This window comes from Phaeobacter sp. A36a-5a (genome assembly GCF_037911135.1).
GTDB classification, from domain to species: domain Bacteria; phylum Pseudomonadota; class Alphaproteobacteria; order Rhodobacterales; family Rhodobacteraceae; genus Phaeobacter; species Phaeobacter bryozoorum.
Window position 1 is genome coordinate 314,565 of sequence record NZ_JBBLYU010000002.1, and the last position, 18,637, is coordinate 333,201.

Consider the following 18,637-nt stretch of genomic DNA (forward strand, 5'->3'; position numbering starts at 1 on the left):
CTGCTAGGGTCGCCGCGACAGATACCGAAACGGGGCCTGCGGGCTGTGAGGTCAGAGCGGCCTCCGACACGGGCCTGAGGCCAAGGAATGGTAGCCATGCGTAAGAAAACCCTGTTGCTGACCGGTGCAAGCCGCGGCATTGGCCATGCGACGGTGCAGCGGTTCAATGCCGAAGGCTGGCGGGTGATCACCTGTTCGCGCCAGCCGTTTCCGGCGGAATGCCCCTGGGGCGGAGGTGCGGAGAATCACATACAGGTGGACCTGTCCGATCCGACCGACACGATAAACAAGGTGGGTGAAATTCAGGACCTCTTGGGTGGACAGCTGGATGCGCTGGTCAATAATGCGGGCGTGTCCCCCAAGGGTCCGGATGGCGCGCGGCTGAACACGCTGGACACAGATCTGATGACCTGGGGCAAGGTGTTCCACGTGAATTTCTTCTCGTCCGTTGTGCTGGCGCGGGGGTTGAAGGACGAATTGGCGGCGGCCAAGGGCTCGGTTGTCAATGTGACCTCGATCGCGGGCAGCCGGGTGCATCCGTTTGCGGGCGCGGCCTATGCCACCTCGAAGGCGGCGCTGGCGGCGCTGACCCGCGAGATGGCGCATGATTTCGGCCCGCTCGGGGTGCGCGTCAATGCGATTGCGCCGGGCGAGGTGGAGACCGCGATCCTGTCGCCGGGCACCGACAAGATCGTCGAGAAACTGCCGCTGCAACGGCTCGGTCAGCCGGAGGAGGTGGCGGCCGCGATCTATTTCCTGTGTTCGGGCGAAAGCTCCTATATCTCCGGTGCGGAGATTGAGGTGAATGGCGCGCAGCACGTCTGATAGCGGCTCTAATGCAGCTATCAGAGACGAAAACGCCCCCGGGATCGGCTGATCGCGGGGGCGGTTCCATGTGGCGGGCTGCGCAACAGCTGCGTTATTCCAGACCCGCGATGATCGAGCGCAGCGTGGCGATGCCGTCGCCTTTCTCCGAGGAGGTCAGCACGATCTCCGGGTAGGCTGCCGGGTGTTTGGACAGCGCCTTGCGGACCTGCTCCATGATTGCGGCGCGGTCCTTGTCCTTGACCTTGTCGGCTTTGGTCATCACGCATTGAAAGGTGACCGCAGAGCTGTCGAGCCGGGTCATGATCTCGTCATCGACGGCTTTGATGCCGTGACGGCTGTCGATCAGCACAAAGGCACGGCGCAGGGTCTGGCGACCGGAGAGATATTGTTTCAGCAGGCGCTGCCATTTCTCGACAATCGGCAGCGGCGCATTGGCGTAACCATAGCCCGGAAGGTCGACCAGATAGAGATCGGGGCCTTGGGTGAAGTAGTTGATTTCCTGCGTGCGCCCCGGCGTGTTGGAGGCCCGTGCCAGACCTTTGGTCCCGGTCAGCGCGTTGATCAGGCTGGATTTGCCCACGTTGGAGCGGCCCGCGAAACAGACCTCGATCCGGTCGGCGGGGGGCAGGCCGGACATGGCGACCACGCCTTTGACAAATTCCGACTGGCCGGCAAACAGCTTGCGGCCTTTTTCGGTCATGATTTCATCTGGCGATTCGGCCAGGGGGAACGGCATCTGCATCAGAGCACCTTTATACTATCGCCGACGCGGATCGCGCCGTCTTTGATGACCTCTGCATAGACAGCAAAGTCCTGGTGACCCCAGGTGTCGCGCAGCGTCTTGAGCGTATCTGCGTCACGCTCGCCGGTCTCGGGGTTGGTTGTGGTGGCCAGACAGCGCACGGTGCGTTCACGGACGGTCAGCACCGCCTCGCCGATCTGCACGTCGCGCCCGATCCAGGTGTTTTCTTCCCAGGCGGTGCCGGTGTCAAACCAGATGTTGCCGCGCCAGCGCTGCGGCGACAGCCCATGGCCAATGGCGGTTTCCACCGCGCGGTGAGACGCCCAGTTGCACAGGCTGATCGACGGGAAATCGCTGTCGGTCATGCCACGGCCCGGAACCCGCAGAATGCGGGTTGAGGCGGCGCGGTCCTCTGGCATCAGGGGGCGCACCCAGTCCAGAAACCGCGGCAGATCCGCCGCGTCATCGGGGCTGAAGCTGAGGTTGTCCAGCTGCGGGTGGCTCAGGGTGACCTGGCCCGTGGCCTCGTCATAGCGGGCTTCAAGCGCCATCAGCTGCGGTGCCTTGGCAACACGGCTGAAATTGGCGCAGGGCGCCCAGGCGCTGCCGTCAGCCTTGGAGGCCTCATGCGCAACCGCCCAAACGCGATCGCCGGGCAGACACTGCCCGGCGACCAAAGAGGCGCTCTCCAGCGGCTCCCGACCATGTGATTTGATCGGATGCCGCCAGATATGAGTTATGCCTTCGCTCATTTCTTTTCAGCCTTTGGCGTTTTCTTGAAGCCGGATTTGATATTGCCGAAGACATCCGGCTTGTAGCCGTGGCTGCGCATGATCAAATACTGCTGCGTGAAGGTGATGGTGTTGTTCGCGATCCAGTAGACCACCAGACCGGAGGCAAAGCCGCCCAGCATGAACATGAAGACCCACGGCATCCAGGCAAAGATCATCTGCTGGGTCGGATCGGTGGGTGCCGGGTTCAGTTTCTGCTGCAACCACATCGAGATACCGAGAAGGATCGGCAGAATCCCGATGAAGATCGTCGCCATCAGCGTGCCCTCGACCGGAGCGGCAAACGGCAGCAGGCCAAAGAGGTTCATGATCGAGGTCGGATCCGGCGCGCTCAGATCCTGGAACGGACCAAAGAAGGGCGCGTGACGCAGTTCCAGCGTCACAAAGATCACCTTGTAGAGCGAGAAGAAGATCGGGATCTGGATCAGGATCGGCAGACAGCCGGCGGCCGGGTTGACCTTTTCCTTCTTGTAGAGCGCCATCATCTCCTGCTGGAGTTTCTGACGGTCGTCGCCCGCCTTCTCCTTGATCTCCTCCATCCGCGGCTGCAGCTCTTTCATCTTCGCCATGGAGGCGTAGGATTTATAAGCCAGCGGGAAAACGAGGAGCTTGATCAGCACGGTCAGGCCGATGATCGCCCAGCCCATGTTGCCAATCAACGCGTTCAGCCAGTGCAGAACCGCAAAGATCGGCTTGGTCAGGAAGAAGAACCAGCCCCAGTCGATGCTGTCGAGGAAGCCCTCGATGCCGTCTTTCTGATAGCCGCGAATGGTCGCCCATTCCTTGGCACCGGCAAACAGCATGGTGGTGGCTGCGCTGGTTTCGCCATCGGCGACGGTGACGGTCGGCAGCACGATATCGGTCTGGTAGATGTCGCGGCGCTCATCGAATTTGGCGATGGAGCGGAACGGCTGGCCGGGATCCGGCACCAGGGTCGACATCCAGTAATGATCGGTGAAGCCGATCCAGCCGTTGGTCTCGACCGCGGTCACGGCGGCGCGGGCGCCGGTGCGGGGGTCGATCTCGAAATCGGTCATGTCGTCATAGTCGATTTCGGCCAGGGTGCCGTCGGCCATGCCGATCACGCCTTCATGCAGGATGAAGAAATTCTTCAGGTCCTGCGGCTCACCATGGCGCGCCAGGGTGCCATAGGGCGCCAGCGCCACGGTCGCGCCGGAGGCGTTGGTGACCGACTGGGTGATGGTAAAGAGGTAATCCTCATCCACCGCGATGGTGCGGGTGAAGGTGAGCCCCTTGCCATTATCCCAGCTGAGCGTGACCGGGGTGTCCGGGGTCAGGGTTGCCTCGGTATCGGCCTGCCACAGGGTGTTGGCCCCGGGCACGTCGTCGGGACCCAGCCCGGCACCGGGCGCCCAGCCGTAAAGGGCGTAATAGGCATTGGGATCACCGGCGGGGGACAGCATCTTGACGATGGCGGCACCCTCTTCCAGCGAGACGCGGTAATCCTTGAGAGACAGATCGTCGAGACGCCCGCCTTTCAGGGAAATGCTGCCGGAGACGCGCGGCGTGTCGATGGTGAGACGCGGCGCATCCGCAGCGGCCTCAGCTTCGGCGCTGACATCAGCGCCATCGGTTCCGGCCGCAGGATTGGCCGCAGCAGGCGCGGTCACGACATCGCCTGTGGCGGTTGTCTCCGCGACCACGGCGTCCGGCTGGATCTGCGGCTCTGGTGGGGGGAAAAAGATATACCACCCCAGAATCACCAGGAAGCTAAGCGCGGTTGCGAGAAGAAGGTTCTTGTTCTGATCGTCCATTGGGGACTGCCACCTCGTGTATGGAATGACAGGGTGTGGTTCAACAGAGATGCCCCCCAAAGGTCAAGCGGAATCGCCCCCATCGTGTCCTTGCGACGCGGTTGAAGGGGGATTTCGTCCGATCCCTGGCGCAATTGCCGGATCAGGGCGGCATGTCGCCACCCGTCGGGCACGGCGCGCGGCCTACGACAGCAGTTCCATGTCGTGGTGGATCAACCGGCGGTGCAGACCGCCCCGGGTGGGAGCGAGGGCGCGGCAAGGCTGCGGGAGGGCGGGACAGGGAACGGGGAGCTGGGAACGGGGAACGGGCGGGGCTGGGAGCGGGCGGGATTGAGACCGGGCGGGACTGGGCAGCGCGCGTGACTGGACCGCAAGAGACCGCGCGCCAAAGATGCCCGCAAGCATAAGGCACAAGACCCTCAGCGGCCGAGGGCGCCCGTTTTGCTGTGCCGAACCTGCCGGGGCCGAGCCGGTCGCCGGGAGTTCCTGCGCAGAACCGCCGGATCGCTGCGCCAGGACAAAGCAGAACCCGTGACTGGGCGGCGCGCGCAGACAGGGGGCAACCGAAACCAACCGAAACCAACCGGAACCAATCGGGGCCGATTGCGTAGATGGTCGCCGAAGGGCGGGGGACTGGGATGTCAGCGGATCAGCTGCTGTGGCGCCCGATACTGGGGGCCTCCTGCAGCTTTGCCTCATGGGCGGCGATCCAGTCGAGAGTCTGATCAAAGGGCATCGGACGGCCAATGCCAAAGCCCTGCACGTGATCGCAGCCCAGCTGGGACAGGAGGGCGTGTTCGCCAACGGTCTCCACCCCTTCGGCGAGGGTTTCCAGCTCCAGCCGTTCGGCCATGGTCAGGATGGCGGCAATCAGCTTTTGCTGTTCGGGGTCGCGGTCGGCCTTCATGACGAAGGAGCGGTCGATCTTGATCCGGGATACGCGGAACCGCTGGACCGCCGCGATGGAGGCATGGCCGGTGCCGAAATCATCCAGATCAATGCCGCAGCCCAATTCGCCAAGGGCGGCGATATTGCGGACGATCATGTCATCCGGGCGGTCGGTCATCACGGTTTCGAGGATCTCGACGCAGAGCCGGTCCGGGGTGAGGCCAAAACGCTCAAGCTCCCATTGAATACGCTCCACCAGATTGGCGTTGCGCAACTCGTCGGTGGCGAAATTCACACCGACCGAGGGGACATGCAGGCCGGCGGCATCCCAGGCTTTGAGCGCGGTGAGCGCGTTGTAGAGCATGATTTCGCTCAATCGTTCCATCAGCCCGGCGCTCTCCAGATAGGGCAGGAAGGACATGGGCGCGATCATCCCGCGTACCGGATGGGACCAGCGGGCCAGCGCCTCAAACCCGGAGACACGGCCGGTGTCGGTGCAGATCTGCGGCTGGAACCAGGCCTGGATCTGACCGTTTTCCAGTGCCTCGGTCACCTCGTCGATCATGTCGCCGCGCGCCTTGCTGCGCTGATCCATTTCGGGGGAGAAGGCGCGAATGCCGGAGGGGCCATTGTTCTGCGCGTCCAGCAGGGCCGTGCAGGCGGCGCCCATCCAGTCGCTGCCTGCCGGTTTCGGGCTGCGGCTATGGAGGCAGAATCCGATGGAACAGGAAATATAGAGAGAGGCACCATCAACCGAAATCGGCTCTTCGATGGCGGCCTGAAGCCGTCCGGCCATCTGGATCGAGAGTTCCAGATCCATTTGCAACACCGGTGTGAGGCAGATGGCAAACCGAGAATCGCCAATCCGGGCGACATAGTCCTGCGGGCGCAGGATGGAGATGATGCGGTCGCCACAGCGGTTGACCAGCTGATCGGCGGTTTCCTGGCCGTGGCGCTGCGCCAGCTCCTTGAAGTCATCAAGCTCAAGCACAAACACGGCCGAGCGCAGGCCGGTATCCGCGGCGCTGTCATAAACTTCCGAGATGATTTCGCTGAACCCGTCGCGCATCATCATGCCGGTCAGGCTGTCGCGTGGCATGGCGGGGCGGCGGAAATAGGAAAAGCCACCGGAGGCGACAAGAACCAGCGGCAGGCCAAGAGCAACGGCCAGCAGCGCCACCTCGCCACCCATCCAGAAAGTTGCCAGTGTCAGGGCCGGCAAAAACGCAAGCAGCGGCGGCCCCAGCAGCACCGGGGCAATCCGTTTCCTGACCTGTGTCAGCGTCTGCGACAGCATTTTTGTCATCTGTAGACCTTTCACCTACGGCATGTGGTGCTGGCTACAGATTAAGGTCGCGGTCTGACCGGCAAGTTAACGCAAATCGGGAATTTCGTCCGAATCCGTCCCCAAATCAGGTTTTTTCAACATAAGAGCGGAAAAATCGAACAGCTTGGGGTCCAGAAGATGCGAGGGGCGGGCATTCATCAAGGCCCGGAACATCACCTGACGGCGTCCGGGGCTGTTTGATTCCCACTGATCGAGGATCTGTTTCACCTGCTGGCGCTGCAACCCGTCCTGGCTGCCGCAGAGATCGCAGGGAATGATCGGATAATTCAGAGCCTTGGCGAATTTTTCACAGTCCACCTCGGCGACATGGGCGAGGGGGCGAAACACGAACAGATCGCCCTCTTCATTGACCAGTTTCGGCGGCATTGTTGCCAGACGACCCCCATGGAACAGGTTCATGAAGAAGGTTTCCAGAATGTCGTCGCGATGATGGCCGAGCACCACCGCAGAGCAGCCTTCCTCGCGCGCGATGCGGTAGAGGTTGCCCCGGCGCAGGCGCGAGCAGAGGGCGCAGAAGGTTCGGCCCTGCGGGACCTTATCCATCACGATACTATAGGTGTCCTGATATTCGATGCGGTGCGGCACGCCCATCTTTTCCAGAAACTCCGGCAGCACGGTGGCCGGAAAACCGGGCTGGCCCTGATCGAGGTTGCAGGCCAGGAGATCCACGGGCAGCAATCCCCGCCACTTCAGCTCGTAAAGCACCGCCAGCAGGGTATAGCTGTCCTTGCCGCCCGACAGGCAGACCAGCCATTTCGGCGTGCTGCCGTCCTCGCGCCGCTCGACCATGCCATATTGGTCAATCGCCTCACGGGCGTAGCGCACGATCCGTTTGCGGAGTTTCTTGAACTCCGTCGTCGAGGGGGCGCCGGCAAACAGCGGGTGGATATCGTCCAGATCATCATCAAGCATGGGCGCGCCCTAGCCGAGGATCGGCGTTTTGCCAAGGAAAAAAGGTGATCCCGGTGGGTAGCAGGCTTCTGCCCGCCGGGATCGTCAGCCGGGATCGTCAGCCGGGATCAGAAATAGGGGCGCGACGATGGCAGCCTGTCGGCGAGCGGCGGCAGGCCAATATCCCGGCGCAGATGGTTGCAGATCGGCAGCGTGCTGGCGCGTCTGCGCGGCGGGCTTTGTGCGGCAATCATCTGGCGCAGGATCGCCGTCAGGGTCCGGCGCAGACCAAGATCGGCCAGAATCTGCGCCAATGCGGCATGGGGGTCGCGGAGCGGGGTGGGAAATTGTGTAGATGTCATGCGTGTTTCCGGCTGCATGCAGACGGGTCCTTTGTTGTGAAAGATGACAGATGTGCCCAGACCATGCAGCAAAGACGGGGTCGAAGACCGGATCAAAGACAGGCGTCGACGATGGCTTCGCTAGGGGTGGTCTGGGATGGTACGATCAGATCGGGGCACATCAGTGCTGAGCCGCGATCAAGGCAGACTGGATCAGGCGCGTGCCTGTCCCGTATAGCCCGCAGGAGCACGTCGCGATTGAACAAACTTATTCATGAACAGCCCTCCTGCATCTATAGGTTGATCGTTTCAGAGCCTTAGCACGGCCCGACTGCCCCGGTTATACCGGTATTCCATACTGTGGCAGAAATGGCGCGCAGCTTTGGCGGGCATCGGCCCGGACCGGTTATCGTCGATCTGCGGTCTTGTCATGGCTGTGGTCACAGCCCGGCACCGGGTCGTAGCCATCGCCGCCAAACGGGTGGCAGCGGCCGATCCGGCGCAGCGTCAGCCATGCCCCACGGAGGGCGCCGTGTTTCTCCAGTGCCTCAAGCGCATAGGCCGAGCAGGTGGGCTGATAGCGGCAGTTGAAGCCGACCCAGGGGCTGAACAGCAGCCGATAGGCGCGCACGGGCAGGGCAAGGAGATGGGCCAGCGGGGTCATGGGAGTTAGATAGGCAGAGTTGAGCGGTATGGCAATCAGGACCGCGCCTGAGTGCGGGGACAGCGGAGCCTCCTTCCCGTGGGGAGAGGGGCCGTGTGCTGCGCCAGTTCCCTGCCGGGCAAATCGCCTTCGGAAACGATTACTTGCCGTGGATTTTCTTCAGCGCGTAGATGAGATCGTTTTGCAGATCTTCAAAGGGGCGCTCGGCGGTCTCTGTCGCGCGCCCGATCAGGACATAGTCCCAGCCGGACCGGCCATGCAGGGGCAGAATCAGCCGGGCGACTTCGCGCAGGCGGCGTTTGGCGCGGTTGCGGGCCACGGCATTGCCGACCTTCTTGGAGCAGGTAAAGCCCATGCGGATGGCATCGCCGCCGGCTTCGCTGTCCTGGCGGCGTTTGCGACCCTGCACCATCATTCCCTTGGTGCCCTGACGGCGGGCGCGTGCCGCCGCGAGAAAGTCGCGGCGTTTGGCGATCACCTCCGGGCGGGGCAGTGGGCGGTCCAAGGTATCAGATACGCAAACGGACACCGCCGGAGACCTGGTCCCTTGGGCAGCTGAGCCGTCCTTGGGGGTCTCCGGCGGTGTCATGTCCGTCTGAACAGTGCTGGGCGCGATTACGCGCTCAGCGACTTGCGACCGCGTGCGCGGCGTGCGTTCAGGATCTTGCGGCCTGCCTTGGTGGCCATGCGCGCACGGAAGCCGTGGCGGCGTTTGCGAACCAGGTTCGAAGGCTGATAGGTGCGTTTCATCGCTCCGGTCTCCAACTGTTTACATCGGGACGGCGCGGAATCGGCCACCCGGGGGTCTATCTCGAAGCCCGGTCTCTAGAAGGGAATGACCGGCGAGTCAAACCCCAAGGCGGTTGTTTTCTGCACGAAATGCAACATTTCCATGAAAACCGGGCGCTGAAGCCCCTTTAGCAGAAGATATTTGTAACAGACAGAGGCGCGCGCGCTGTTTGGCTCACTTTTTTGCAGGCAATGATCAAGCGGGCGTGAAGATATCGCCCGTGGTCTCGTACCGGGGCCATTTAGCAGGTAGCCAGAGACACAGACCCGCCGCGTCTGCGGTGCCGACCATGACCGGCCAGCCACTGGCCCAAGACAGCAGGATTTGACCACCGATGCCAGATCATCCCGAGCAGCCCGATATCGCGGAGCATTCTCCGGCCCAGCCCACCGCATCCGAATCGCGTGACAGGGCAGAGAAGAAACCGGCGCTGACGCGGTTCCTGCCGCTGACCGTGGTGCTGGTTGTTGCGGTGATCGGGGCGATGACGCTGGGCGATTACCTGACGTTTGAGACCCTGCGCGACAATCGGGTGGCGCTGATGGCGTTTCGCGATGAGAATTATCTGGGCCTCGTTGGCCTGTTTGTGCTGGCCTATGTGACAATTGTTGTCTTCTCGCTGCCGGGCGCCGCTGTGGCCTCCGTCACTGGCGGGTTCCTGTTTGGTCTGGTGGCGGGCACGCTGTTCAACGTGCTGGCAGCCACCATTGGTGCGGTTGGCATCTTTCTGGCGGCGCGCTGGGGGCTTGGAGCGATGCTGACCCACCGGCTGGAAGCGGCGGAGGGCCGCGTGCGCATCCTCAAACAGGCCCTGCGGGAAAATGAGATCGAGGTGCTGCTGCTGCTGCGGCTGGTGCCTGCGGTGCCGTTTTTTGTCGCCAATCTGCTGCCCGCGCTGGTCGGGGTGAAGCTGGTGAATTTCCTGTGGACCACGGCGGTGGGGATCATCCCCGGCGCCATCGTCTTTACTTGGATTGGCGTGGGCCTTGGTGCGGTGTTTGACCGGGGCGGGACACCTGATCTGTCGCTGTTGTGGGAGCCGTTTGTGATCGGGCCGATCCTTGGTCTGTGCGTGTTGGCGGCGCTGCCCATCCTGCTGAAGAAACGCCGTCCCGCGGCCTCCGGAAAGGACCAGTGACCATGCAAGAGCTAACCTGCGATCTTCTTGTGATCGGCGCCGGGTCGGGCGGTCTCTCTGTTGCGGCAGGGGCAAGTCAGATGGGCGCGGATGTCGTGCTGCTGGAAGGGCACAAGATGGGCGGCGACTGTCTGAACTATGGCTGCGTGCCGTCGAAATCGCTGCTGGCCAGCGCCAAGGTGGCCTATGGGCAGGCCCATGCCAGCGCCTATGGTGTCGCTGATCAGCTGCCGGTGGTGGATTACGCCGCCGCCAAGGACCACGTGCAGGACGTGATCGCGACCATCGCCCCGGTCGACAGCCAGGAGCGGTTCGAAGGGTTTGGTGTGCGGGTGATCCGCGCCTATGGACGGTTTGTCGATGATCGCGTGGTCGAGGCCGGGGAGCACCGCATCACCGCCCGGCGCATCGTGATTGCCACCGGATCCTCGCCCCTGGTGCCCCCAATCGACGGGCTGGCCGATGTGCCCTATTATACCAATGAGACGCTGTTTGACCTGCGCGAGCGGCCCGATCACCTGCTGATCATCGGCGGTGGTCCGATTGGCATGGAGATGGCGCAGGCGCACATCCGGCTGGGCAGTCAGGTCACGGTGATCGAGGGCGATAAGGCGCTGGGCAAGGACGACCCGGAGCTGGCGGCCATCGTGCTGGAGCAGCTGCGCGAGGAGGGCGTCGAGATTGCCGAAGGCGCGCAGGCGGAAACTGTCGCCTCCACCGAGGAGGGCGGCATTCGCGTCACCGCGAAGGATGGCCGGGTGTTCGACGGCAGCCACCTCCTGATGGCGGTGGGGCGCAAGGCCAATATCGACCGGCTGAATCTGGAGGCCGCCGGTGTCGAGACCAACCGCGCGGGCGTGGTGGTGGACGACAGCCTGCGCAGCAGCAACCGCCGGGTCTATGCCATTGGCGATGTCGCGGGCGGGATGCAGTTCACCCATGTGGCGGGCTATCATGCCAGTGTGATCATCCGGTCGATCCTGTTCGGCCTGCCGTCGAAGGCCAAGACCAGCCATATTCCCTGGGCCACCTATACCGCGCCCGAGCTGGCGCAGGTCGGGCTCACAGAGGCGCAGGCGCGCGAGAAACATGGCGACCGGATGGAGGTGGCGCGGTTCGACTATCACCACAACGACCGCGCGCTGGCCGAACGTCATTGCACCGGCCTGATCAAGGTCATGGTGGTCAAGGGGCGCCCGGTCGGCGCCTCTGTCGTGGGGCATCAGGCGGGGGAGCTGGTGGCGCTGTGGTCGATGGCCATCGCCAATAACCTGAAGATGAGTGGGGTCGCGGCCATGGTGGCGCCCTATCCCACCATTTCAGAAGTGAATAAACGCGTCGCAGGGGCCTATTTCTCGCCACGGCTTTTTGATAGTCCAATGGTGAAACGAGTGGTGCAATTTGTGCAGCGCTGGCTCCCGTAACGCCGGAAGGGGCTGAATGCTCAATACGCTTTCAGGCAGATTCCTGATCCTGACCACGGTCTTCGTGATGTTGGCCGAGATCCTGATCTTTGTGCCCTCCGTATCTCGGTTCCGTCTCGATTATCTGGCCGACCGTCTGGAGCGGGCGCAGATCGCGTCGCTGGCGCTATTGGCCGATGATATGCTGGACACCGAGCTGGAGGCGGAGCTTTTGGAGAATGCCGGTGTCTTCAACGTGGTTCTGCGGCGGGACGAAGTGCGCCAGCTGGTGCTGTCCTCACCGATCCCGGCGCCGATTTCGGGCACTTATGATCTGCGGATGAGCAGCCCGTTTGCACTGATCGGCCATGCCATGCAGCGGCTGGTCACGCCGGAAAACCAGATCATCCGGGTGATTGGGGCGCCGGTGCGCGACGCTGGTCTTCTGATTGAAATCACGATTGAAACCAAGGGTCTGCGCGATGCGATGATTGACTACGGGCTGCGTATTCTGCTGCTCTCTGCGGTGATCTCGATCTTTACTGCCGTTCTGCTGTTTGCTGCGGTGCGCCGGTTCATGGTGAAGCCGATCAAGGGGGTCATCGGCTATATGCAGCGCTATGCGGCGGCGCCGGAGGATGCCCGTGGGATCATCCACCCCAGCGCCGGTGTGCGTGAGCTGCGCGAGGCCGAAGAGGCGCTGATGCAGTTGCAGACCGAGCTCACCCATGCGCTGAAACAGCGCGAACGGCTGGCCCAGCTGGGCGGCGCTGTTGCCAAGGTCAGCCATGATCTGCGCAATATCCTGACCTCGGCGCAGCTGTTCACCGACCGTATCGAGATGAGCGAAGACCCCCTGGTGCGGCGCCTCGCGCCAAAGCTGGTGAATTCGATCACCCGCGCTGTCTCGCTCTGTGAGGGGACATTGGCCTTTGGCCGGGCAGAGGAGCCGGCGCCGACCTTTGGCCGGGTTGCACTACACGGTCAGGTGGAGGACATCCTGGAAAGCGAGAGCCTGGCCGGCGGAGCGGAGGGGCGTGTCACCTTCCGCAATGAGGTGCCCGTCGATCTGAGCCTGCGGGCGGATCCCGAGCAGCTGTTCCGCATCGTGATGAACCTGGTGCGCAATGCCCGTCAGGCGATCGAGGCCAGCGGTCAGCCGGGGCAGATCACCCTGTCTGCGCGCGAAGATCACGAGGCCTGGTGGATCTCCGTCACCGATACCGGCCCCGGCCTGCCGGTGAAAGCGCGGGAGAATCTCTTTACCCCGTTTCAGGGCGGCATCCGCAAGGGCGGCACCGGCCTTGGCCTTGCCATCGCCGACGAACTGGCCCGCGGCCATGGCGGCATGGTGGTCCTGCGCGACACCGGTCCTGAGGGCACGGTATTCGATATCTGTCTGCCCAAGGGCGACGGCACTCTTTGACGCCGCCGTGCCCGAAATCCGCGCGTCGGAACGCCCCAATCGCAAAAAGAAGAAAACCTGCGGCAATCTGACATTTTGGACTTGCACCCCCGCGCCGCTACGCTTAAACCCCGCCGCAGTGGACCGATAGCTCAGCTGGATAGAGTACTTGACTACGAATCAAGGGGTCGGGGGTTCGAATCCTCCTCGGTCCGCCACTTCCCTCCTTTGATACGTCAGATTTCGAGCGTCAGATGTGTTTGACTTTTCCGTCACATCATTGACCTGACGTGCGATAACTGCCTGCGTTCCATGCTGGTGCAAAATATGCGCTGCAGCATTGTGCCAACATGCGGCAGGCCACAAAACAGCAGCTCAATCGGCATCAACGCCTCTGGGCCGATCTGCGCGTTCGGGGAGGTTCCTGGGACAAGACGCCCGCGAATTCGGCCTTGCAGGCTCTGCTGTCACCTTGGCAGGTATGGCGTAGCGCCGATCTGGAAGGACCGAGCAAGCTGTGGCCGTCGCTTTGCAATACCACGCCAGAGCAGCTTTTCCCTGATCTTTGCTTAGAGACCTAGGGCGGCCAGCCATGGGCGACGCAGCGAAAGCGTGCAGTTAGTCCGGATTGACCGATGCTGCGCTGTGTATGGGTGGCAGCTTTGCGTGTTGCCAGGGTCAACGATCCTTACTACGCTTGATCCCAAAGGAGTGAGATCATGACCTTCAAATTCGTCAGCGATGTAGCAAGCAAGAGGCGCATGGTCCGATAGGGTTCTCCATATCCGTTTCCATGCGCCCCCGACATTCTCGGGGGCTTTTTTGTTTTTATTGCTCAGAGCATCAGATGAACCGCGCAAGAACACCTCCGAATTTGATCACATTGATCCTGTTGACTGGGTTTTCGCCCATGTCGCTCAACATGTTTCTACCCGCTCTGGCTAACATCGCTGTCGATCTCAATACCGACTACGGTACCGTGAGCTGGGCGGTGTCCGGATATCTGGCAATAACGGCAGTTATTCAGTTGATCGTTGGGCCCTTGTCAGACCGGATCGGCAGACGACCGGTCCTTCTGGTGGTATTGTTTGTTTTCACTTTCGCCTCCGTGGGGTGCGCTTTTGCTCCAAACATCGTGGCTTTTCTGTTCTGCCGGATGCTCCAAGGCGGCATCGTCGGCGGTTACGCGCTTTCTCTTGCGATAGTTAGGGATACGAGAACGGCACGGGAGGCTGTAAGCCTGATCGGCTATATCGGAATGGCGATGGCGATTGCTCCAATGGTCGGCCCCATGCTGGGAGGGGTGTTGGACACCTTATTTGGGTGGCGGTCCGTCTTTGGTTTCTATGCTGTAACGGGCTTCGGATTACTGCTGCTTTGCTGGTTCGACCTCGGAGAAACGAGGCCTCAAAGGGCAAAAGATGCCAGCACTCCGGCACCTGGCACGATGATGCTTATCCGTGAGCCCCTGTTCTGGGCTTATGCACTCTGTGGTGCGCTTTCTGTCGGCGCATTCTACATCTTTCTGACAGGCGCACCTCTTGTTGCGCAGTCCGCTTTCAATGTCACAACCGCTGGACTTGGATTCTATATCGGGACCATCACAGTTGGCTTCATGATCGGCGGGTTCTTGGCCGGTCGGGTTGGAAAACACTTCGAACCAACAACCATGATGATTGCGGGCCGGGTCATGGCGTGTAGTGGTATTGTGGGCGGTTTGCTGTTGCTCGCATCGGAGATCATGTCAGCGGAGATTTTCTTTGCGAGCACGATCTTCGTTGGTTTAGGGAACGGCATGACCATGCCGGGATGCAATGCCGGTGCGATGTCGGTTCGACCAGATCTCGCCGGAAGCGCTGCCGGGCTGAGCGGCGCTCTCATAGTTGCAGGCGGTGCGGTTGTTACCACAGTGACGGGCAACCTCGTATCACAGACGAACGGGGCACAAACGCTGCTTATGCTTATGCTAGCTTCAACGGGACTGGCGTTGGCATTTGCCATTTGGGCAGCATGGTTGAGTAAGAATAGGGTCTAGTATCAAAACAATAGCGGCCGTCGGGCCAGGTGCAGACAAAGCGGTCCTTGAAAACGGGCGCTATTGGCGGAGCTCGAGAATGTCAGAGTTTCCCTATCCGGAGTGCGGCGCGGTACAGGATTTTAGTCATTGATGGCGTTGCCGCTTTGGACCGATTCTGAAAATAGACCGGTTCTCTGGTGCAAAATATCGCCCCCTGATAAGGGTCGAGAGTGCCTTTCTTGTCTGGCTTATTGCGGTTGCTGCGGCGCAGGATAGTTTGTGGCCAGTTTCTGGAGATTGTGGGCGGTTGCGGCGAGGAGAAATTCGTCATTTGCGCCGCATGACCCATGTAATAGGAGCCGGTTCAGGTTCCTCGCCGGTTGATCGACTGGAAATCCATATTCTGGCGGCAGCGCGCCTGTGATGGGCGGCCTGACACGTGTGCTTCAAACACTGCTATATGGCGATGCCCCTGCCGGTCGGCCTGCGGTTCGGATCGGACCAGTTCCGGGGGAATTGCTTCACCTCGTGCCCTTCAGGGCAGATGTGTTGATTGTTCTCGGCGTCGCACTCGAAGTCGGCTCGGGTCCGGGTCCAGTCACTGCGCTCAGATTTGTCGAAGCACGAGATGTGCGGGGCGATCTGTCGATCGCCTGCCAGCATTTGGCTGACGATTTTTTGCTCGCGGCGGCGGCACTTTCGAAAAGCGATGAAGACAGGCCGATCACGGGCCAACACCCTTTCGAGCGTGCTAACGCGCTGGGCGAACTGCCCTGCATTTCGCAGTCATGAACCGAAGATCTAGTACGAGGATCTCGGGGGGCTCCACTCCGTGCGCCTATAACCGTATGTTTTAGAACATAAAAAATTCGCGAAGAAATTTGTTGACAAGATGTTGATGAAGAACGAACCTTTTATTTGGAAACGTTTCCATAATCTTTTAGGGAAATTCCACAGGAGGGACGCAGGTGAAATCCGCACGTATGAACAGACTGTTCGGTGTTTCGGGAAATTGCTTTGACGTGGCAATCGACCACGGCATGTTCAATGAAAGCGCCTTCCTTGGCGGGATTGAGAACATGCAGGCCGCGATCACGATTGTGGCGAGCGCGGCACCGGATGCCATTCAGCTGCCACCGGGGACGGCGCCGATCCTGCAGGCAATCCCCGGCAAGGACCGTCCGGCGCTGGTGTTGCGGACCGACATTGCCAATGTTTATGGCAATCCGTTGCCACGGTCGCTGTTTTCAGAAGTGATAGCCGACCCGGTTGAGCAAGCTGTGGCCCTCGATGCGGCCTGTGTGGTGGTGAATCTGCTCATGCTGCCCGGTCAGCCCGAAGTGCATCAGGCCTGCATTCAGAACATCAACCGGTTGAAGCGCGCTTGCGATCTGGCAGGGATGCCGCTGATGGTGGAGCCGCTGGTGATGCAGGACAACGCCAAGGCCGGTGGTGGTTACATGGTGGATGGCGATCTGGCAAAGATCCTGCCTTTGGTGCGTCAGGCCGTGGAACTGGGCGCGGACATCATCAAGGCGGATCCTTGCGACGATGTTTCCCAGTATTACCGTGTGATTGAGATTGCCCAGGACGTACCCGTGTTGGTGCGCGGTGGCGGCAAGGTCTCTGACAAGGAGATTCTGACACGGACCGAAGCTTTGATGAAACAGGGCGCCCGCGGTATTGTTTATGGCCGCAATGTGATCCATCACGACGACCCGGCAGGCATGACCAAAGCGCTGATGGCGGTGGTGCATAACGGCGCCTCCGTGGCTGATGCCCTGGGGATGATCGCGTGAGCCGCGTCGTCAAATTCGGCGTCATTGGCTGCGGGCTTATGGGGCGCGAGTTTGCCTCGACTGCCGCCCGCTGGCTGCATCTGACCGAAACAAAAGCGCGGCCAGAGATTGTCGCGGTGTGCGACACGAACACGGACCTGATGGATTGGTTTTCGCACAATCTGTCCAGCGTGACGCAAAAGACGACCGACTACCGAGAGATGCTCGACAATCCAGAGGTCGAGGCGATCTATTGCGCGCTACCGCATGTGCTGCATGATCAGGTATATCCGCAGATCATGGCTGCCGGGAAACACCTGTTCGGCGAAAAACCGTTTGGTATGGATGGGGCCGCAAACGCCCGTATTCAGGCGGCGATTGATGCGCATCCTGATGTGATGGTGCGGTGTTCATCCGAGATGCCGTTCTATCCCGGTGCGCAAAAGGTCATCAATCTTGTGCGATCCGGTGATCTGGGAGAAATCATCGAAGTTGAGGCCGCGTTCCTGCATTCCTCGGACCTTGACCCGGACAAGCCGATCAACTGGAAACGCATGGTTGAGGTAAATGGCGCCTACGGCTGCATGGGCGATCTTGGCATGCATGTGCTGCATGTGCCCTTGCGACTGGGGTGGCGCCCGACCCATGTATCGGCGTCGTTGGTCAACCGGTTTCGGACCCGTCCGGATGGCAAGGGGGGGACCGTACCCTGCGAGACATGGGACAACGCCACCATCACTGGCCATGTCGAGGATGCCGGGGGCGGCTTTCCTCTGGTGCTGAAAACCTGGCGTATATCGCCCGGAGATTCCAACAGCTGGAGCCTGCGCGTTCTTGGGACCAAAAGAAGCGCCTATTTCACCACCAAGAACCCGCGCCAGTGGCAGTGGATGGACTATAGCGGCGGCGATCAGGTCTGGCAGGTGCAGGACATCGGATTTCAGACCCTGTTCCCGGCCATAACGGGGGCCATTTTCGAATTTGGTTTCCCGGACGCCCTGCAACAGATGTGGGCCGCCTTTCTGGATGAGCTGGCCGGAGGCGATGCGCGTGGATTTCATTGCGCAACACCCGCAGAAGCGGCGGACCACCACGCCGTGCTGACCGCAGCCCTGAAGGCGGGCACCGAACACAGGGTCGTCACTGTCGACTACGGGGCGGAAACGTGAAGCGCTCCGAGATCAATCAGGCCATCCGCGCCGCCAAGGACCTATTGCAGGCGTTTCGCTGGTCGTTGCCGGCATGGGCAGATTGGGATGTCGCAGAATTTGCAGCCAATCCCGACTTGGGCGACTGGTTGCAGCTTCATCAGATGGGCTGGGATGTGACGGATTTCGGCTCGGGCGATTTTGCGCGGCGCGGTCTGGTGTTGTTCTGCCTGCGCAACGGTATCCAGTCTGACGCGACAAGTCTGCCCTACGCTGAAAAGCTGTTGTTCGTCGGGGAAGGGCAGGAAACTCCGTTTCATACCCACAAGATTAAGCTGGAGGACATCATCAACCGTGGCGGCGGGGATTTGATGATCGAGTTCCGCCAGCCTGACGGTGTCGATGATCCAATTGTTCTGCGCTGTGATGGCTTTGTCCACCGGCTGGAACCCGATGAACCACTGTGCCTGAAACCCGGATCAAGTGTCACGATTCCATGTGGTCTTTATCACCGCTTCTATGCGCGCCCAGGCAGCGGCATGGTGCTGGGCGGTGAAGTGTCTCAGGTCAATGATGACGGATCGGACAACTATTTTCTGGAGCCTCTGGGGCGGTTTTCTTCCATAACGGAAGATGCCCAACCCGTGCATCCCTTGTGGAATGAAGTGGGGTCGACCCCGTGACCACGCG

18 protein-coding genes, 1 tRNA gene and 1 pseudogene are annotated in these 18,637 nt (G+C 61.3%); 10 read left to right on the forward strand and 10 right to left on the reverse strand.

The window, feature by feature from the left end:
* Positions 1-96: 96 nt before the first annotated feature.
* Positions 97-825 carry an SDR family NAD(P)-dependent oxidoreductase gene (locus tag WLQ66_RS12180; protein WP_340546617.1) on the forward strand — a complete coding sequence of 243 codons (729 nt, stop codon included), beginning with the start codon at positions 97-99 and terminating at the stop codon, positions 823-825.
* Positions 826-919: 94 nt separating this feature from the next.
* Here WLQ66_RS12180 and yihA read toward each other — a convergent pair whose 3' ends face one another.
* The 9 genes from yihA to rpmH form a co-directional block, all read right to left on the reverse strand.
* Positions 920-1,570: a ribosome biogenesis GTP-binding protein YihA/YsxC gene (gene yihA, locus WLQ66_RS12185; RefSeq protein ID WP_340546618.1), complete on the reverse strand. Its 651-nt coding sequence runs from the start codon at positions 1,568-1,570 to the stop codon at positions 920-922.
* Complete coding sequence (locus WLQ66_RS12190; RefSeq protein ID WP_340546619.1) at positions 1,570-2,322, reverse strand: MOSC domain-containing protein; 753 nt, start codon at positions 2,320-2,322, stop codon at positions 1,570-1,572. The genes yihA and WLQ66_RS12190 overlap by 1 nt, the downstream gene beginning before the upstream one ends.
* Complete coding sequence (gene yidC / locus WLQ66_RS12195; protein WP_340546620.1) at positions 2,319-4,136, reverse strand: membrane protein insertase YidC; 1,818 nt, start codon at positions 4,134-4,136, stop codon at positions 2,319-2,321. Before yidC ends, WLQ66_RS12190 begins: the two co-directional genes overlap by 4 nt.
* Positions 4,137-4,785: 649 nt before the next feature.
* On the reverse strand, positions 4,786-6,330 hold the full coding sequence (locus WLQ66_RS12200) for a putative bifunctional diguanylate cyclase/phosphodiesterase (protein ID WP_340546621.1): 1,545 nt from the start codon (positions 6,328-6,330) through the stop codon (positions 4,786-4,788).
* Between the two features lie 66 nt (positions 6,331-6,396).
* Positions 6,397-7,284 carry a tRNA 2-thiocytidine(32) synthetase TtcA gene (gene ttcA, locus WLQ66_RS12205; protein WP_340546622.1) on the reverse strand — a complete coding sequence of 296 codons (888 nt, stop codon included), beginning with the start codon at positions 7,282-7,284 and terminating at the stop codon, positions 6,397-6,399.
* 107 nt (positions 7,285-7,391) lie between these two features.
* Positions 7,392-7,625, reverse strand: coding sequence for a hypothetical protein (locus tag WLQ66_RS12210; RefSeq protein WP_340546623.1), 234 nt, complete (start codon positions 7,623-7,625; stop codon positions 7,392-7,394).
* 385 nt (positions 7,626-8,010) lie between these two features.
* Positions 8,011-8,268, reverse strand: a complete 258-nt coding sequence (gene yidD / locus WLQ66_RS12215) for a membrane protein insertion efficiency factor YidD (protein ID WP_340546624.1) — start codon at positions 8,266-8,268, stop codon at positions 8,011-8,013.
* 139 nt (positions 8,269-8,407) lie between these two features.
* A complete protein-coding gene (gene rnpA / locus WLQ66_RS12220; RefSeq protein ID WP_340546625.1) occupies positions 8,408-8,857 on the reverse strand; it encodes a ribonuclease P protein component in 450 nt (149 codons plus the stop codon).
* Positions 8,858-8,883: 26 nt separating this feature from the next.
* Positions 8,884-9,018: a 50S ribosomal protein L34 gene (gene rpmH, locus WLQ66_RS12225; RefSeq protein WP_005980833.1), complete on the reverse strand. Its 135-nt coding sequence runs from the start codon at positions 9,016-9,018 to the stop codon at positions 8,884-8,886.
* Between the two features lie 374 nt (positions 9,019-9,392).
* Between rpmH and WLQ66_RS12230 the strand changes: the two genes are divergently transcribed.
* The 5 genes from WLQ66_RS12230 (at position 9,393) to WLQ66_RS12250 (ending at position 15,039) form a co-directional block, all read left to right on the forward strand.
* Positions 9,393-10,196 carry a TVP38/TMEM64 family protein gene (locus WLQ66_RS12230; protein WP_340546626.1) on the forward strand — a complete coding sequence of 268 codons (804 nt, stop codon included), beginning with the start codon at positions 9,393-9,395 and terminating at the stop codon, positions 10,194-10,196.
* A 2-nt stretch (positions 10,197-10,198) separates the two neighbouring features.
* Positions 10,199-11,620, forward strand: coding sequence for a dihydrolipoyl dehydrogenase family protein (locus WLQ66_RS12235; protein WP_340546627.1), 1,422 nt, complete (start codon positions 10,199-10,201; stop codon positions 11,618-11,620).
* Positions 11,621-11,636: 16 nt separating this feature from the next.
* Entirely contained in the window at positions 11,637-13,025 is a 1,389-nt protein-coding gene (locus WLQ66_RS12240; protein WP_340546628.1) for a sensor histidine kinase, read from the forward strand.
* Positions 13,026-13,145: 120 nt separating this feature from the next.
* Positions 13,146-13,222, forward strand: a tRNA-Arg gene (locus WLQ66_RS12245).
* 629 nt (positions 13,223-13,851) lie between these two features.
* Positions 13,852-15,039: a multidrug effflux MFS transporter gene (locus WLQ66_RS12250; protein WP_340546629.1), complete on the forward strand. Its 1,188-nt coding sequence runs from the start codon at positions 13,852-13,854 to the stop codon at positions 15,037-15,039.
* Between the two features lie 230 nt (positions 15,040-15,269).
* Here WLQ66_RS12250 and WLQ66_RS12255 read toward each other — a convergent pair.
* Positions 15,270-15,672, reverse strand: a pseudogene (locus tag WLQ66_RS12255) (IS5/IS1182 family transposase); the annotation flags it as partial.
* On the opposite strand from WLQ66_RS12255, the gene WLQ66_RS12260 reads away from it, so the two are divergent.
* The 4 genes from WLQ66_RS12260 to WLQ66_RS12275 all read left to right on the forward strand — a co-directional run bounded on the left by WLQ66_RS12260 (position 15,571) and on the right by WLQ66_RS12275 (position 18,630).
* Positions 15,571-15,813, forward strand: coding sequence for a hypothetical protein (locus WLQ66_RS12260; protein WP_340546849.1), 243 nt, complete (start codon positions 15,571-15,573; stop codon positions 15,811-15,813). The pseudogene WLQ66_RS12255 and the gene WLQ66_RS12260 sit on opposite strands and share 102 nt — an antisense overlap.
* A gap of 176 nt (positions 15,814-15,989) precedes the next feature.
* Positions 15,990-16,820 carry a class I fructose-bisphosphate aldolase gene (locus tag WLQ66_RS12265; RefSeq protein ID WP_340546630.1) on the forward strand — a complete coding sequence of 277 codons (831 nt, stop codon included), beginning with the start codon at positions 15,990-15,992 and terminating at the stop codon, positions 16,818-16,820.
* Positions 16,817-17,968: a Gfo/Idh/MocA family protein gene (locus WLQ66_RS12270; protein ID WP_340546631.1), complete on the forward strand. Its 1,152-nt coding sequence runs from the start codon at positions 16,817-16,819 to the stop codon at positions 17,966-17,968. The genes WLQ66_RS12265 and WLQ66_RS12270 overlap by 4 nt, the downstream gene beginning before the upstream one ends.
* A 44-nt stretch (positions 17,969-18,012) precedes the next feature.
* On the forward strand, positions 18,013-18,630 hold the full coding sequence (locus WLQ66_RS12275; RefSeq protein ID WP_374015488.1) for a D-lyxose/D-mannose family sugar isomerase: 618 nt from the start codon (positions 18,013-18,015) through the stop codon (positions 18,628-18,630).
* Positions 18,631-18,637: the final 7 nt, after the last annotated feature.

Coding starts and splice junctions, on each gene's coding strand:
- WLQ66_RS12240 (WP_340546628.1), top strand. CDS start 11,637: ATGCTCAATACGCTTTCAGGCAGATTCCTGATCCTGACCACGGTCTTC.
- yidD (WP_340546624.1), bottom strand. CDS start 8,268: ATGACCCCGCTGGCCCATCTCCTTGCCCTGCCCGTGCGCGCCTATCGG.
- WLQ66_RS12235 (WP_340546627.1), top strand. CDS start 10,199: ATGCAAGAGCTAACCTGCGATCTTCTTGTGATCGGCGCCGGGTCGGGC.
- ttcA (WP_340546622.1), bottom strand. CDS start 7,284: ATGCTTGATGATGATCTGGACGATATCCACCCGCTGTTTGCCGGCGCC.
- rnpA (WP_340546625.1), bottom strand. CDS start 8,857: ATGACACCGCCGGAGACCCCCAAGGACGGCTCAGCTGCCCAAGGGACC.
- WLQ66_RS12230 (WP_340546626.1), top strand. CDS start 9,393: ATGCCAGATCATCCCGAGCAGCCCGATATCGCGGAGCATTCTCCGGCC.
- WLQ66_RS12250 (WP_340546629.1), top strand. CDS start 13,852: ATGAACCGCGCAAGAACACCTCCGAATTTGATCACATTGATCCTGTTG.
- rpmH (WP_005980833.1), bottom strand. CDS start 9,018: ATGAAACGCACCTATCAGCCTTCGAACCTGGTTCGCAAACGCCGCCAC.
- yihA (WP_340546618.1), bottom strand. CDS start 1,570: ATGCAGATGCCGTTCCCCCTGGCCGAATCGCCAGATGAAATCATGACC.
- WLQ66_RS12210 (WP_340546623.1), bottom strand. CDS start 7,625: ATGACATCTACACAATTTCCCACCCCGCTCCGCGACCCCCATGCCGCA.
- WLQ66_RS12180 (WP_340546617.1), top strand. CDS start 97: ATGCGTAAGAAAACCCTGTTGCTGACCGGTGCAAGCCGCGGCATTGGC.
- WLQ66_RS12190 (WP_340546619.1), bottom strand. CDS start 2,322: ATGAGCGAAGGCATAACTCATATCTGGCGGCATCCGATCAAATCACAT.
- WLQ66_RS12200 (WP_340546621.1), bottom strand. CDS start 6,330: ATGACAAAAATGCTGTCGCAGACGCTGACACAGGTCAGGAAACGGATT.
- yidC (WP_340546620.1), bottom strand. CDS start 4,136: ATGGACGATCAGAACAAGAACCTTCTTCTCGCAACCGCGCTTAGCTTC.